The organism is Ancylobacter polymorphus (assembly GCF_022836935.1).
Lineage (GTDB): Bacteria > Pseudomonadota > Alphaproteobacteria > Rhizobiales > Xanthobacteraceae > Ancylobacter > Ancylobacter polymorphus_A.
This window is the reverse complement of the sequence record NZ_CP083239.1, coordinates 2,881,361-2,896,875: the sequence shown is the minus strand read 5'-3', so window position 1 is coordinate 2,896,875 and position 15,515 is coordinate 2,881,361. Positions and strand designations below refer to the sequence as shown.

Sequence of the window (15,515 nt, the reverse complement as noted above, 5' to 3'; positions counted from 1 at the left end):
GGGGACCGCATGGTCGACAGCGTACGTCTCGACGAACTCAGCTGGCCGGAATTCGCGGCGAAGATGGCCGCCGGCGCGCCGGTGTTCCTGCCGCTCGGCTCCACCGAGCAGCACGGCCCGCATCTCCCGCTCAATGTCGATGTGGTGCTGCCCACCGGCGTGTGCGAGCGCATCGCCCGCGAGGTGGGCGGCCTCGTCGCCCCGACCGTCCCCTATGGCTGCAAGTCGATGCCGCGCTCGGGCGGCGGCGAGCAGTTCCCCGGCACGCTGAGCGTCGATGCCCACACCTTCGCGCTGGTGGTGCGGGACGTGATCCGCAACCTCGTCCGCCAAGGCGTGCGGCGTCTGGTGGTGGTCAACGGCCATTATGAGAACCTCTGGCCGTCGGTGGAGGGGCTGGACCTTGCCCGGCGCGAGATCGCCCGCGACGGCATCACCGACCTCACCGTGATGCGGCTGGAATATTGGGACTTCGCCCAGCGCGCGACGCTGGAGAGCATCTTCCCCGCCGGTTTCCCCGGCATCGAGTTGGAACATGCCAGCCTGATGGAAACCTCGTTGATGCTGGTGCTGCGGCCCGACCTGGTGGAAATGGACAAGGCGCCTTCCGACGGCCCGGCGACCTTCCCACCCTATGACCGCTTCCCGGTGCCGGACGATTTCGGCCTGCCGCCCTCCGGCGTGCTGGCGGTGGCCACCGGCTCGACCGTTGAAAAGGGCCAGGCGCTGATGGCCGATTACGTCACCCACATCTCCGCCGCCGTCCGCAAGGAGTTCGGGCTTTAGGCCCCAACACAGGCATCAGGTTCCGCCAATATGACCGACGCTTTCGAACCCCTCGATTCCGGCACCGTTCCCCGCTTCGCCGGCCTTCCCACCTTCATGCGCCTGCCGGTGGCCGAGCCCTCCCAGGTCGACATCGCGATTCTCGGCGTGCCGTTCGACCTCGGCACCACCAACCGCGCCGGCACCCGCCACGGCCCGCGCGAATTGCGCAACCAGTCGAGCCTGATGCGCCGCGTGCACCATGTCACGGGGCTATCGCCCTATGACCGCGCCCGCGTCGCTGATTGCGGCGATGTCATCATCGATCCCTTCGACCTGATGCGCTCGCTCGACATCATCACCGCCCATTATGAGGGCGTGCGGAAAGTGGGCGCGCTGCCGCTGACCGCCGGTGGCGACCATCTCATCAGCCTGCCGATCCTGCGCGGGCTGGCCAAGGATGGCCCGGTCGGGCTCATCCAGTTCGATGCCCATTCCGACACGTACGACACCTTCTTCAACGGCTCGAAATACACTCACGGCACGCCGTTCCGCCGCGCTATCGAGGAAGGCCTTGTCGACCCCAAGCGCTTCGTGCAGATCGGCCTGCGCGGGGCCATCTCCGACGCCGGCAATTATGATTACGCCCGTGAAATGGGCGTGCGCATCATCTTCATCGAGGAGTTCATGGAGCGTGGCGTCGCCGATGTGATGGCGGAAGCCCGCGCCATTGTCGGCGACGCGCCGACCTATGTGACCTTCGATATTGACGGCATCGACCCGTCGCAGGCGCCGGGCACCGGCACACCGGAAATCGGCGGTTTCTCCACCCGCGAAGCGCAGCAGATGGTGCGCCTGCTCGACGGGCTGGACATCATTGGGGCCGATCTCGTCGAGGTGGCGCCGCCCTTCGATCCCTCCGGTCTCACCGCCCTCACCGGCGCCACCATCCTGTTCGAACTGCTCTGCGTCCTTGCCGGCGCGGTGGAAAAGAAGGGCGCGCGCTGATGGCTCACGGTTATGAGGGCGGCCGGCTCGATCTTCCCTTCGTCGGCATCTGCACCTTCGGCAAATACCCGCTGCTGCTTGACTGGGACAAGATCGACGCCGATGTCGCCATCGTCGGCGCCCCGTTCGACCTCGGCACGCAATGGCGCTCGGGCGCCCGCTCGGGCCCGCGTGCCATTCGCGAAGCGTCGACCCTGTTCTCCTTCGGCCATGCGGGTGCTTACGACCACGAGGACGACGTCACCTATCTCGCGGCGGAGACCACCCGCATCGTCGATATCGGCGATGCGGACATGATCCACACCGACACCGAGGGTAGCCACGCCAATATCGAGCTGGCCGTGCGCAAGATCCTCGCCGCGGGCGCTCTCCCGGTGGTGCTCGGTGGCGACCATTCGATCAACATTCCCTGCATCGAAGCTTTCTCGGAGCAGGAGCCGATTCACATCGTCCAGTTCGACGCTCATCTCGACTTCGTCGACGAGCGCCACGGCGTGCGGCGCGGCCATGGCAACCCGCTGCGCCGCGCAGCGGAAAAGCCCTATGTCACCGGGCTCACCCAGCTTGGCATCCGCAACGTCTCCTCCACCGCGCGTGAGGGCTATGAGGCGGCGCGCGCCATGGGCTCGGACATCCTTTCCGTGCGCCAGATCCGCAAGCTCGGCACGGAAGCGGTGCTGGCGCGCATTCCTGCCGGCAAGCGCTATTACGTCACCATCGATATTGACGGCTTCGACCCCTCCATCGCACCCGGCACCGGCACGCCGAGCCATGGTGGCTTCACCTATTACGAAGTGCTGGAACTGCTGGACGGGCTGACCAAACGCGGCACCGTGGCGGGGGTCGACCTCGTTGAGGTGGCGCGGGAATATGACCCCGGCGGCGTCACCTCCATCCTCGCCGCCCAGTTGCTTCTCAACTTCATTGGCCGGATTCTTCACAACAGGGGCTCTTGAATACCGTTCAGCGCGGCCAATCTTGTCCCTGTTGGCGCCCGGCAGTGCCGCTGCCGGGCCGTCCCAGGAAGAGGATTTCCCATGGCTGACCACAAGACCGCGAATGACGTTCCGTCCAATGCCAAGAAGGTCGCCATCGACCTGCTCAACGCCAATCTCGCCGCCGGCATCGATCTCGCACTGGCGGTCAAGCAGGCGCACTGGAACCTGAAGGGCCCGCAGTTCATCGCGGTCCACGAGATGCTCGACGGCTTCCGCACCGAGTTGGACGACCACAACGACACCATGGCCGAACGCGTGGTGCAGCTTGGCGGCACGGCGCTGGGAACCACGCAAACCGTCGCCGACGGCAGCCCGCTGAAAGCCTACCCGACCGACATCTACGCCATTCCCGACCATCTGGCGGCTCTGGCCGAGCGTTTCGGTGCGGTAGCGAACAATGTGCGCAAGGCGATCAATGAGTCCGATGACGCCGGCGACCCGACCACTGCCGATATCTTCACCGCCGCTTCGCGCTCCCTCGATAAAGCGCTCTGGTTTCTCGAATCGCATCTCGAAACCCCGCACTGAGGTTACGATTCCGGTCCTCATGGGGACGAGATCAGCTCCCACGGAACGCTTTGCAATGCCGCACCCATCCAGCGGCGATTTTCCGTGGACCGGGGCACCTCTCTCATAAATCCGTTGGCGACCGCCGCATTTTCTCAATAATCTGCTGGCCACATCATCGGCGTCTGCTGCGTGACCGTTCGGGGACGGTCACGAAATCAGTCATCGATTACGGGGATGGGGACACAGCTATGAGGTCAACTGCACGCAAAGCTGCCCTGGCAGCGGAAACGGCCGGAGACTCCGACGCCCCGGAGGCGGGCTTTCCGGCGGTCGCCTCCTTGGATGGGCCCGCAGGGTCCGCATCGGTCACCCCCTTGGACATCGGGCGGCTGATCGAGCGGGCCCATCGCCGCTTCCTCGATGTGCTGCGCGCCGAGCTCACCCGCCTTGGCGTGGATGACATCAGCCCGTCGCAGGTAATGCTGCTGTTCAATATCGGCAATGACGAACTGTCCGTCCGCGACCTGCTGGAGCGCGGGCACTATCTCGGCTCGAACGCGTCCTACAATCTCAAGCAACTTGTTGATGCGGAATATGTGCATCGCGCCGCCTCGCAACGCGACCGCCGCTCGGCCCGGCTGCGACTGACGACAAAGGCGCAGAGCCTGTGTGACGCTATTCGCGCCACACATGACGGCCGACCCGCCGGCTCACAACCCGCACCTGATGATGAGAGTGATGACCTCACCATCGCCTATGGCGTCCTTCGGCGGCTGGAACTGCACTGGACAGGCGCCCTGCGGTAGCCAAGCGCCGTCGCGCCGCGCCGGCCGTCGCTGCGCCGTCAGGTAATCACGGTCGGCGCGCTGCGCCCCGTGCGCCCCTCAATATCCGACAGATCGCGGGCAATCTGCACCAGGCCGGCAAGCGCGTCCTGCGTGTCGAGATCGTGCCGGGCGGCGTCGGGCTCGAAACGCTCGAGATAGATGCGCAGCGTCGCGCCAGCAGTCCCCGTGCCGGAGAGACGGTAAACGATCCGCGAGCCGTCCTCGAAGAACACGCGGATGCCCTGCTTCGTGGTCACCGAACCATCCACCGGATCGCGGTAGGCAAAATCGTCGGCGCGCTCCACGGTGATCCCGTTGATGACGGTGCCCGGCAGTGTCTCCAGCCGCGCCCGCAGATCGGCCATCAGCGCATCGGCGGCGGCGCTGTCGACTTCCTCGTAATCGTGCCGGGTGTAATAGTTGCGCCCATAGGCCTGCCAGTGCTCGGCGACGATTTCCGCGACGCTCTGGCGGCGCACGGCGAGGATGTTGAGCCACATCAGCACGGCCCAAAGACCGTCCTTCTCGCGCACATGATTGGAGCCGGTGCCGAAGCTCTCCTCGCCGCACACGGTGGCGAGCCCGGCGTCGAGCAGATTGCCGAAGAACTTCCAGCCCGTCGGCGTCTCGTAGCATGTGATACCGAGCTTGGCGGCCACACGGTCCGCCGCGCCGCTGGTCGGCATGGAGCGGGCAATGCCGGTAATGCCCGCCTTGTAGCCCGGCGCGAGATGCGCATTGGCGGCGATGATGGCGAGCGAATCCGAGGGCGTGACGAAGCGGCCACGGCCGATGATCATGTTGCGGTCGCCATCGCCATCGGAAGCTGCGCCGAACTCTGGCCCCTCCTCCGACATGACGAGGTCGCAGAGCTCCTTCGCGTGAACGAGGTTCGGGTCGGGGTGGTGGCCGCCGAAATCCGGCAGCGGGGTGCCGTGCATCACCGTGCCCCGGCGGGCGCCCAGCGTCTCTTCCAGAATCGCGGTGGCGTAAGGGCCCGTTACCGCGCTCATCGCGTCGAAGCGCATGGTGAAGCCTGAGGCGAAAAGGTCGCGGATCGCGTCGAAGTCGAACAGCTCGCCCATCAGCTCCGCATAGTCTTCAACGGGGTCGATGACATCGACCACCATGTCGCCGAGGCGCGTGATGCCGAGCGTATCGAGGTCGACATCCTCGCCATCGAGAATCCGGTATTCGCGGATCGTCTTGCTCCGCTCGAAGATCGCGTCGGTCACATGCTCCGGCGCCGGGCCGCCATTGCCGATATTGTACTTGATGCCGAAATCGCCTTCCGGCCCGCCGGGATTGTGGCTGGCGGAGAGGATGATGCCGCCAAACGCCTCGTGCTTGCGGATGACGCAGGAGGCGGCGGGAGTAGAGAGAATGCCGCCTTTGCCCACAAGCACCCGGCCAAACCCGGCCGCCGCCGCCATCTTGAGCACGATCTGGATCGCCTCGCGGTTGTAGTAGCGTCCGTCGCCGCCGATCACTAGGGTCTCGCCCTCGAAGGCATCGAGGCTGTCGAACAGCGCCTGCACGAAATTCTCGATGTAGTGCGGCTGCTGGAACACCGGCACCTTCTTGCGCAGGCCCGACGTGCCCGGCTTCTGGCCCTCATACGGCGTAGTGGCGACGACGCGGATCATGCTCGCTCCCGGACTTTGCTCAACCCATCCCCGACAGCCGCAGCCGCGCCGGGATCGTTAGACGTTTGGGAAGAAGCCCGGTTCCCGATAAAGAGAGCCGGGCCAGGGTGGACCGTCACTTACGGACGAGATGGCGCAGCAGCCCGGCCGCCGAGGTCGAGACGCTGTCCGGCGCCACGCCGCTTTCCACCGCCGGCAGCAAGGTGCTGGCGAGTTCCTTGCCGAGTTCGACGCCCCACTGGTCGAAGCTGTTGATGTTCCACACCGCACCCTCGACGAACACACGGTGCTCATAGAGCGCGATGAGGCGCCCGAGCGTGTAGGGGTCGAGCGTTTCATAGGCGATGGTCACGGAGGGCCGGCTGCCGGTGAACACGCGGTGGGGAGCGATCTTGTCGGCGGTCGCCTCGTCACGGCCCGCGGCGAGAAGCTGCGCCTTGGCCTCTTCCAGCGTGCGCCCGCGCATCAGCGCCTCGGACTGGGCGAGGCAGTTGGCAATCAGCATGGCGTGCTGGCGCTTCAGGCCCGGCTCGGTCTCTTCCGCATGGCCCTTGGCGGCGATCAGAAACTCAACCGGAATCGGGCTGGTGCCCTGGTGGATCAGCTGGAAGAAAGCATGCTGGCCATTGGTCCCCGGCTCGCCCCACACCACCGGGCCGGTGTCATGCGCCACCGTCTTGCCGTCGAGCGTCACATGCTTGCCGTTGCTCTCCATGTCGAGCTGCTGGAGATAGGCCGGCAGCCGCGCCAGATGCTGGTCGTAGGGAATGACCGCGCGGGTGGCGTAGCCGCACACATCGCGGTGCCACAGACCGACGAGCGCGAGCAGGACGGGGAGGTTCTTTTCCAGCGGCGCGGTGCGGAAATGCGTGTCCATCGCATGGCCGCCGGCGAGAAAGCGGCGGAAATTCGCTTCGCCCACGGCGATCATGACCGGCAGGCCGATGGCTGACCATACCGAATACCGCCCGCCGACCCAGTCCCAGAAGCCGAACACCCGCTCCGGCGCGATGCCGAAGGCGGCAACCTTGTCGAGCGCGGTGGATACGGCGGCGAAATGGTTCGCCACCGCCGCCTCGCCCAGCGCCTCGACGATCCAGTGGCGGGCGCTGGCGGCGTTCGCCATCGTCTCCTGGGTGGTGAAGGTCTTGGAGGCGACGATGAACAGGGTGGATGCCGGATCGAGACCCTTCACCGTGTCGTAGAGATGGGCGCCGTCGATATTGGAGACGTAATGCGCGCGCGGGCCGTCATGGTAGGGCGTCAGCGCAATGGTCGCCATGACGGGCCCGAGGTCCGATCCGCCAATGCCGATATTGACCACGTCGGTGATCGGCTTGCCGGTCCAGCCCTTGAGCGCGCCGGAGCGGATGCCCTCCGCAAAATTCGCCATGGCGGCGAGAACCGAGGCGACATCGGCACGCACATCTTGCCCATCGACGACCAGCGGCGTCTCGCCGGGATCGCGCAGCGCGGTATGAAGCACCGCCCGGTCCTCGGTGAGATTGATGTGCACGCCGGAGAACATCGCCTCGCGCTTGGCCTCGACCCCGGCGGCCCGGACGAGATCGAGCAGCAGGCCGAGCGTGTCCGCCGTCAGCGAGCATTTCGAGAAATCGAGCAGCATGTCCTCGAAAGAGGCTGAGAAGCGCGCGAAACGGTCCGCATCGGCGGCGAAGAGGTCCGCCACCTTTTGCTCGGCGCGGGAAGCATGGTCGGCGGCCAGAGCCTTGAAGACGTCCTCGGTCGCTGCGCTCATCTCATCCTCCAGACGGTCCCCTCGCGGGACATTACTCGGTACGGCCCGGCTCGCTCCGGCCCATGCTCGCCTTCACCGCCTCGATCAGCTGCTTGAGGGTGAACGGCTTCGGCAGGAAGCCGAAATCCGCGCCCTCCGGCAGATTCTTGGCGAAGGCCTCCTCGGCATAGCCCGACATGAATATCACCTTGATGTCGGGATGGCTGGGGCGCAACTCCTTCAACAGCGTCGGGCCATCCATTTCCGGCATCACCACGTCGGAAAGGATCAGTTCGACCTCGCCGGGATGCTGCGCCATCACTTCCAGCGCCTCGACACCGGAGCCGGCCTCCAGCACATGATAGCCACGCGAGGCCAGTGCCCGGGCAGCGAAGGCGCGCACCGCCTCCTCGTCCTCCACCAGCAGCAGCGTGCCGCGCCCGGTGAGGTCGGCGGCCTTCGCCGGGACATCGGGCTCGGGCGCACGCGGTGCCAATTCCGCGGCATCGGGCACATGGCGCGGCAGGAAGACACGGAACACCGAGCCCCGTCCCACTTCGCTCTCCACCTGCAGCGTGCCGCCCGTCTGCTTGACGATGCCATAGACGGTGGAGAGCCCAAGGCCCGTGCCCTTGCCGACTTCCTTGGTGGAGAAGAAGGGCTCGAAGATCTTGTCGAGAATGTCGGGCGGGATGCCGGTGCCGGTATCGGCCACCTCCACCAGCACATGGTCGGCCTCCGGCAGGCCGGCCTCTGCGTAGGAAGCGGCCTGCGCGGCGCTGACATTCGCCGTGCGGATGGCGAGCGTGCCGCCGGCCGGCATGGCGTCGCGGGCGTTGACGGCAAGATTGACGATGACCTGCTCGAACTGGTTGAGATCGGCCTTCACCGGCCACAGGTCCCGTCCTTCCTTCACCTCCAGCTTGATCGTCTCGCCGAGCAGGCGGCGCAGCAGCATGGTGAGGTCGCTCATCACGTCGCCGAGCCGCAGCACCTGCGGGCGCAACGTCTGGCGGCGGGAGAAAGCGAGAAGCTGACGCACCAGACCTGCCGCGCGGTTGGCGTTCTGCTTGATCTGCATCACATCCTGGAAGGACGGATCGGTGGGGCGCGCATTGGCCAGCAGCAGGTCGGAATAGCCGATGATGGCGGTCAGCACGTTGTTGAAGTCATGCGCCACGCCGCCGGCAAGCTGGCCAACCGCCTGCATCTTCTGCGACTGGGCGAACTGCGCTTCCAGCGCCCGCTGTTCGGTGGTCTCGATGACATAGACGATCGCCGCCTCGCGCGCGGCACCGCCATCCTCCACCGAAGCGAAGTAGAAGCGCGCCGACCGGCCGCCCTCGCGCTCCAGAACGATGTCGAGCGGTGCCGACGGCGCCTGCCCCTGCACCGCCGCCGTCAACGCCCCCCGTAGCGGCGCGCGTGCCGGCTCAGGCACGAAATCGACAATGTGCCGGCGCTCGTCCTCGCGGCCACCGAACAGCCGGGCGAACATCGCATTGGCACGGACGACGCGGCCTTCGGCGTCTACCTCGGCGATAGCGATGGGCGAATTGTGGAAGAACCGGGCGAACCGCACCTCGGCCGCGCGGGCGGGATCGGCGGCATTGTCCTCGCGCGAGCGGTTGACCACCAGCGTGCGCGAGGCGCCCGGCGTGCCATCGGAGGCATAGGCGACGCGGTGCCAGAGCCGGACCGGAAGGGGCTGCCCATTCTTGCGCCGCAGGTCGAGATCCAGCACCTCGGTGCGCACACCGCCCGGAAGCGGCGCCATGCCGGTGAGCAGCGCCGCCGCCGGCCCCGGCACGATGTCGCCGACCGTGAGCCCGCCGGGGCCGAACTCGGCAAGGTCGTAGCCGAGCCAATCCACCAGCGTCGCATTGATGTAATGAATGGCCCCACCCGCCGCCGAGAAGAAGCCGGCCGGTGCGTGGTCGAGATAGTCGATGGCGTGCTGCAGTTCGAGAAAGGCGCTCTCCTGCCGCTCCCGTTCGCGGGTCAGGTCGCTCACCGTCCACACGGTGCAGCGCACGCCCTTCCCCGCCGCCGCCGGGCGGGCGCCGAGGCGGAGCCAGCGCACCGGCTGGCCGGGAACGGCATGACGCACCTCCTCGACGGAGGCGCGCCCCTCGCGCACGCTCTGGGCGAGGCGATAGACCGCCTCCGAGACATCGGGGTCGCTGGTAAACAGCCGCTCGACCGGCCGCGCCTCCTGCAGGGAGGCCGCGCCCGTGATCTCGCAATAGCGCGGATTGGCATAGAGCACCCGCCCGAGCGTATCGACGATGCTGACGCCCTCTGGGCCGCTGTCGACGATTCGTCGCGCCAGTTCGTCTCGCAGGTCCGGCTCGCCGAAGCGCAGCAGGCCCGCCGCATAGGCGAAGAGGGCGAAAACGCCGACGACCGCAAGGACGGTGAGCAGCCCGATGATCCACGGGTCGGCTCGGTCGCGCCCCAAAAGCAGCAGTGACACCACCGCGCCGACCAGCGCGAGCGCGACCAGCAGCACCAGCCGGATGCTGCCGCCGATCTCGGTCCGGTCGAGGGTGGGATCGTCGCGTCCGCCGTCCGCCATGTTCAAGCCAGGAGCCTTCCGCTGCCGCCGCCGACGCCGCGCAGCGAGGCGATTCAACCTGTCCTTCTTGGTGCCCGACCCGCTCCCCCGGAGCAAGGGCCGATTGGGCTTATCCGCCGCACGCAGCGATCTAAGCCGTGTGCGGAACGGCGGAATTGAGGCCGGGACTTGCCGGGAGAGCCCTGACGCGACACAAAGGACGTATGTGATCGGGCCTGTGCGACGCCAGCGCAGGCCGCCCTGCAGGAGATGTGGCGCATGATGGATGTACTGTCCGATCTCGGACCCTACACCGTACCGATCCTCGCCCTTGCCGGGTTGATCGTGCTGGCGGGCCTCGTGGTGTGGCTGGGCCGCCTGACCCGGCGCAATCGGAGCCAGCGCATGGTCGCCGGCCACCGGCTGGCCGTCATCGACCATATCCAGATCGACGAAACTCGCCGCCTCGTACTGATCCAGCGCGACGATGTTCAGCATCTGGTCGTGCTCGGTGGGGGCAGCGACTTCCTGGTGGAAAGCGGCATCGCCGCCGTCCACGCTCGGGCGCCGCAACACCCGTCCCTGGCCGCGCGGGGAGTCGAGCCGGCGCGCGCACACGCGCCGGGACGGCTGCCGGACCCCGCGCCGCATCACGAGCCGCTGCGCACCGAGCCGGCGCGGGCCCCGGACCACCCGCCGCTCGATCCTCACCGTTTCGACCCGCCGCGGCCCGGCGATCTTCACCGCCCCGCCCCGCGAGCCGAACCGCTGCGCGAGCCGCGCCCCTCCCGCGAGGCGCCGCCGCCGTCCCCGAACGCAGCGCGTCCGCCGCGCGCCACGCCCTTGCCCTCCGAAGCGCGCGGACCTGTGGACCCCCGCCCGCCGATGATCTCGCGCGGCCCGGCCCGCGATATCGGTGCGGAGCTCGCTCCTCTTCCGCCAGGCCCGGCGATGTCGCCGGGGCCGGTCGCCGGTCCGCCCTTTGCCCGCCGCCCGCTGGAAGCGCGCGCGCCTGAGATGGCGGAGGCCCCTCGCACGTCGCCGCTGCTGGCCCCACTGCCCCACGCGCCGGGCGCCGGTTCAGTCGCGACCCGCAGCGAACCTGTTGTGAGCGCTTCCGAACCTGACACCGGGGCGCGGGTCACTGTGAAGGTCGACCCGCTGTTTGCCGGCATGGCCGAGCATCTGGAGGAGACGCTGCGGCGTCCGCCCATGGCCGACGCCGAGCCTGTTCGGCCGGCAGTTGCCGCCTCGCCTCTTGGTTCGCCGGCGTTCGAACGCGCGCTCGAAAAGGCGATCGACCGGCCGGGGCGGTCCGCCGCGCCCGTGCCTCACGCGGCGATGCCTGTCCATGCGGCGCCATCGGCGCCCGACGTCTCCCCTCCGGCGGTCGCGGGACCCGTGGCGGAAATGTCGCCCGTTCCGCCCGCGCGGGCACCGCTGACCGCGGCGCCGGTCGTCAAGCCGCCCGTCGGCGCAGCCGATGCGCAGGCGCCAGAGATACGCGTGGACGCCATCGCGGAGAATGCGCCCGCTGCGCCCACGGCGTCGGTCCGGGCGATCGACATGTTCGCCCCGGAAATCCGCCTGCCCGACGAGGCCACCGCACCCCGTCCAGGCGAGGAAGTGGACCTGTTCGAGGAGGAAATGGCGAGCCTCCTGGGCCGCAACCGCCGCCCCTGAACCGCAGGACGCCACAGCGAGCAAAGGAAAAGGGCGGCCCGTTACCCGGGCCGCCCTTTTCATATCCCCTCGCCGATCCGTGATGATGACGGCAGATGGACGACCGCTGATTTCTAGTCGTCGCGATAGACGCGCTCCCGGCGCTCATGCCGCTCCTGCGCTTCGATCGACAGTGTCGCGATCGGACGGGCCTCAAGGCGCTTGAGCGAAATCGGCTCGCCGGTCTCCTCGCAATAACCGTAGGAGCCGTCATCGATCCGCTCCAGCGCGGATTCGATCTTCGCGATCAGCTTACGCTGCCGATCGCGCGCCCGCAGTTCGATGGCGCGGTCGGTTTCCGACGACGCACGGTCGGCAATGTCCGGGTGATTCTGATTCTCGTCCTGAAGGTGCTGAAGCGTCTCTTTCGCCTCGCGCAGGATGTCTTCCTTCCACTGCAGCAGCTTGTGGCGGAAATACTCCCGCTGCCGCTCATTCATGAAAGGCTCGTCCTCGCGGGGGCGATACTCTTGGTCGATCTCAACCGACATCGGCCTTGGTCCTCGTTTTCCGGGGGCACCCCTATCGGGGGCAGCTTATATCGCCACGCCCCGCGCCGCACAACACCTCACAGCGTCATGCGCTCGACACAAAATGCCGGATTTTTCAGCAGGTTGAGCGCCCAATCGAGGCAGGGAGCCGTCACGGCTCCCAAGCGCGAGCCGTGCCCGCGCCGCAAGGGGAAGCGCGCCGGTAGCCCGGCCCGCGCAACTACTCGAAACCGAGGAAGAACGTGTAGGCGAGCGAGACGCCAGCCTGGAACTGGTTGCGGTCGCCGTTCTGCACAACGAGCGGGCTGTCCGCCGCGTCGTCCATCAGATATTTGTACTCGGCAAAGATCGAACCGGTGATGTTCTCGGTGAAGCGCTTCACCACCTGCCCACCGAAGCCCACCGAATAGATGCCGCCGCCGGCCTTATAGGGCGTCAGCGGATTGCCGAGCGCCTGGGCGAACGTCGCCTCGGCCGGAGTGATTCCGTAATAGGTGTCGGTATAGCCCGAGCTGGCCAGCGTCATGCGCGGACCGGCCGACAGGGTGACGCCCCAGAGTTCCGGGCTGAAGTGAATGGCGTCGACAGCGAAGTCCGCCACAACGCCCTCGAAGCCGCCAAAGCCGTAGCGGACATCGCCGCGCAGGCGCAGCCAGTCCATCGGGAACCACTGGGCGTAGCCGCCGATCTGGTAGGCATAATCGATGTTGGACATGCCGCGCAGGGCGTAGGAGCTGGACGAGTCCCGCTTCCATGTCATCGTGCCGGTGATACCGGCCTCGAACACGCCGTTATCGAACAGCGCGATGCTCGGATTGTCGTTGAAGCTCTTGAACTCGCTCAGCCGGTCCGCGCGATTGATGCTGATGATCGGCTTGAAGCCGAACTCATAGTCATCCGAGCCCATCCAGGTCGGCACGCCCATCACATAGCCGCCAAGCGTGACCGTCCACTGGCGATCGCGCGATTCGGCCGGGGCGTAGGCCGGGTCGCCCTTATAGGTCATGTCGGCCGCATAGGTGATCGACGCCGTAAGGCCGAGCGTTCCCGCAACAACCACGACACTGGCGAAGCCGACTGACCGCATTGCAACCATCCTATGAAACCGACAGCCTCTTCCTTACAGCAGGTTAGCACGCAAGTGGTTGCCGAAAAGTCACTTAATGGCCGTCAATCATTAAGGCGACAACGCGTGCAGATACTCGCACCGCCGAATTTCGCGCCTATATGTCCGCTACGTCGCCGTCCCCTACTCATGGATTCTAATGCTGCGCCTCATCCTGCTGCGTCACGCCAAGTCCGCCTGGCCGGACGGGGTTGCCGACATCGATCGTCCGCTGGCCCCGCGTGGCCTGCGCGCCGCCGCCGCCATCGGCGCTTATATGGTGCAGGAGGAACTGCTTCCCGCCCTCATCTTCGTCTCGCCGGCACGCCGCACCATCGAGACCTGGGAGATTGTGAGCCGCCACTGGCCAGCGCACCCGCTGCCGGCCTATGAGCGCAGCATCTATGAGGCGCCCGCCGCCAATCTGATGCGTCTCGTCACCGCGCAGAACGAGGCGTCGCCCTTGATGCTGGTGGGGCACAATCCCGGCATGGAGGACTTCACCACGCTGCTCCTGCGCCGCGAGCAGCGGGCCAAGGTTCTGCCGAAATTTCCCACAGGTGCCTTGGCGGTCATTGATGTGCCGGTGGCGAACTGGGCCGAGATCGAGCCTGGCATCGGCACGCTGGAACGATTCGTCACGCCGCATGCGCTCGGGGTGACGAAGGAGAAGGACTAGCCGTGGCCTCCCGCCTTGACTGGCTGCTCGACGAGGCGCGCCTCACCGCGCAGACCCTGATCGACCGCGCCGAGGACCTCGCCAGCCCGACGCTGCGGCTCGGCATCACCGGCCTGTCGCGGGCGGGAAAGACCGTGTTCACCACCGCGCTGGTCCATGCGCTGATGCGCGGCGGACGGTTGCCGGTCTTCCGGGCCATGCATGAGGGACGCATCGCCTCCGCGAGGCTGGAGCCGCAGCCAGACGACGGGGTGCCGCGCTTCGACTATGAGGGGCATCTGGCCACCCTGGTGGACGACCGCCGCTGGCCGGAATCGACACGGCGCATCAGCGAGTTGCGCCTGGCCATCGACTACGCTCCCGCGCGCGGCGGGCGCCGGACGCTCACACTCGACATCGTCGACTATCCCGGCGAATGGCTGCTCGACCTGCCACTGCTCGACCAGTCCTTCGCCGATTTCGCCCGGCATAGCCTCGCCCTTGCCCATGCACCCGCCCGCCGTCCGCTCGCCGGCCCGTTCCTGGCGGCGTTGCAAGCGACGGACCCGTCCGCCCCGGCGGATGAGGCCGAGGCACGGAAGCTCGCAGCGCTGTTTACCGACTATCTCGCCGCGTGCCGCGCCGAGACCGTGTCGATGAGCCTGCTGCCGCCGGGGCGCTTCCTCATGCCGGGCGACCTCGAAGGCTCGCCCGCCCTCACCTTCGCCCCGCTCGACCTTGCCGAAGGTACGCAGGCCCCTTCCGGCTCGCTGCAGGCGATGATGGAGCGGCGCTTCGAAGCCTATAAGGAACGCATCGTCCGCCCGTTCTTCCGCGATCATTTCGCCCGGCTCGATCGGCAGATCGTGCTCATCGACGTGCTCTCCGCGCTCAATGCCGGGCCGGCGGCGCTGGCAGACCTCGAATCCGCACTGGACGGCATCCTCGCCGCCTTCCGCATCGGGCGGAACTCATGGCTTGCCGCCCTTTTCCGCCATCGCATCGGCAAAGTGCTGTTCGCCGCGACCAAGGCCGACCATCTGCACCACACCAGCCACGACCCGCTGGAGGCGATCCTGCGCCGGCTCGTGGAGCGGGCCTTGGGGCGGGCGGAAAACGCGGGTGCTGACATCGACGTGGTAGCGCTCGCCGCCGTGCGGGCGACGCGCGAGGCGATGGTGAAGCGCGGGCGGGCGCATCTGCCGGCCATTGTCGGCGTACCCGAGGCCGGCCAACACGGCGCGGACGATTTCGACGGGCTGGCGGAAGCCGCCGTTTTCCCCGGCGACCTGCCGGAGAACCCGTCCGCCCTGTTCGATCCCGCCCATGGCTTCAGCGGCCTGTCGGACGCGGCAGGCGGCGATTTCCGCTTCCTGCGCTTCCGTCCCCCGCTGGTCACACGCAATGCGGAGACTCTCGCGCTGCCGCTTCCCCATATTCGTCTCGATCGCGCGCTGGAATTCCTCCTCGGCGACCGACTGAAATAAAGC

Annotated in this window: 13 protein-coding genes; 8 read left to right on the top strand and 5 right to left on the bottom strand. The window is 67.2% G+C overall.

Annotated elements, in window-relative coordinates; all coding sequences use genetic code 11:
* Window positions 1-9: 9 nt before the first annotated feature.
* The 5 genes from K9D25_RS13630 to K9D25_RS13610 all read left to right on the top strand — a co-directional run bounded on the left by K9D25_RS13630 (window position 10) and on the right by K9D25_RS13610 (window position 4,087).
* Window positions 10-786, top strand: coding sequence for a creatininase (locus tag K9D25_RS13630; RefSeq protein ID WP_244375997.1), 777 nt, complete (start codon window positions 10-12; stop codon window positions 784-786).
* Window positions 787-816: 30 nt separating this feature from the next.
* Entirely contained in the window at window positions 817-1,773 is a 957-nt protein-coding gene (speB, locus tag K9D25_RS13625; protein ID WP_244375995.1) for an agmatinase, read from the top strand.
* Window positions 1,773-2,729, top strand: coding sequence for an agmatinase (gene speB, locus K9D25_RS13620; RefSeq protein ID WP_244375993.1), 957 nt, complete (start codon window positions 1,773-1,775; stop codon window positions 2,727-2,729). Before speB (K9D25_RS13625) ends, speB (K9D25_RS13620) begins: the two co-directional genes overlap by 1 nt.
* Window positions 2,730-2,810: 81 nt before the next feature.
* Window positions 2,811-3,299, top strand: a complete 489-nt coding sequence (gene dps, locus K9D25_RS13615; RefSeq protein ID WP_244375991.1) for a DNA starvation/stationary phase protection protein Dps — start codon at window positions 2,811-2,813, stop codon at window positions 3,297-3,299.
* A gap of 356 nt (window positions 3,300-3,655) precedes the next feature.
* Entirely contained in the window at window positions 3,656-4,087 is a 432-nt protein-coding gene (locus K9D25_RS13610) for a MarR family winged helix-turn-helix transcriptional regulator (RefSeq protein WP_244375989.1), read from the top strand.
* Window positions 4,088-4,125: 38 nt separating this feature from the next.
* Here K9D25_RS13610 and K9D25_RS13605 read toward each other — a convergent pair whose 3' ends face one another.
* The 3 genes from K9D25_RS13605 to cckA all read right to left on the bottom strand — a co-directional run bounded on the left by K9D25_RS13605 (window position 4,126) and on the right by cckA (window position 10,070).
* Window positions 4,126-5,754, bottom strand: coding sequence for an alpha-D-glucose phosphate-specific phosphoglucomutase (locus tag K9D25_RS13605; RefSeq protein WP_244375987.1), 1,629 nt, complete (start codon window positions 5,752-5,754; stop codon window positions 4,126-4,128).
* A gap of 115 nt (window positions 5,755-5,869) precedes the next feature.
* The gene (pgi, locus tag K9D25_RS13600) at window positions 5,870-7,513 is read right to left on the bottom strand and encodes a glucose-6-phosphate isomerase (RefSeq protein WP_244375985.1); all 1,644 of its coding nucleotides are present in this window, start codon (window positions 7,511-7,513) and stop codon (window positions 5,870-5,872) included.
* A 31-nt stretch (window positions 7,514-7,544) separates the two neighbouring features.
* Window positions 7,545-10,070, bottom strand: a complete 2,526-nt coding sequence (gene cckA / locus K9D25_RS13595; RefSeq protein WP_244450872.1) for a cell cycle histidine kinase CckA — start codon at window positions 10,068-10,070, stop codon at window positions 7,545-7,547.
* Between the two features lie 258 nt (window positions 10,071-10,328).
* Between cckA and K9D25_RS13590 the strand changes: the two genes are divergently transcribed.
* Window positions 10,329-11,732, top strand: a complete 1,404-nt coding sequence (locus K9D25_RS13590; RefSeq protein ID WP_244375983.1) for a flagellar biosynthetic protein FliO — start codon at window positions 10,329-10,331, stop codon at window positions 11,730-11,732.
* 113 nt (window positions 11,733-11,845) lie between these two features.
* Here K9D25_RS13590 and dksA read toward each other — a convergent pair whose 3' ends face one another.
* Both dksA and K9D25_RS13580 read right to left on the bottom strand, forming a co-directional pair.
* On the bottom strand, window positions 11,846-12,262 hold the full coding sequence (gene dksA / locus K9D25_RS13585) for an RNA polymerase-binding protein DksA (protein WP_126280180.1): 417 nt from the start codon (window positions 12,260-12,262) through the stop codon (window positions 11,846-11,848).
* Window positions 12,263-12,482: 220 nt separating this feature from the next.
* A complete protein-coding gene (locus tag K9D25_RS13580; RefSeq protein WP_244375982.1) occupies window positions 12,483-13,349 on the bottom strand; it encodes a MipA/OmpV family protein in 867 nt (288 codons plus the stop codon).
* Window positions 13,350-13,527: 178 nt separating this feature from the next.
* Here K9D25_RS13580 and K9D25_RS13575 point away from each other — a divergent pair, with 178 nt between their 5' ends.
* Complete coding sequence (locus tag K9D25_RS13575) at window positions 13,528-14,046, top strand: SixA phosphatase family protein (RefSeq protein WP_244375980.1); 519 nt, start codon at window positions 13,528-13,530, stop codon at window positions 14,044-14,046.
* 2 nt (window positions 14,047-14,048) lie between these two features.
* On the top strand, window positions 14,049-15,512 hold the full coding sequence (locus K9D25_RS13570) for a YcjX family protein (protein ID WP_244375978.1): 1,464 nt from the start codon (window positions 14,049-14,051) through the stop codon (window positions 15,510-15,512).
* Window positions 15,513-15,515 lie beyond the last annotated feature (3 nt).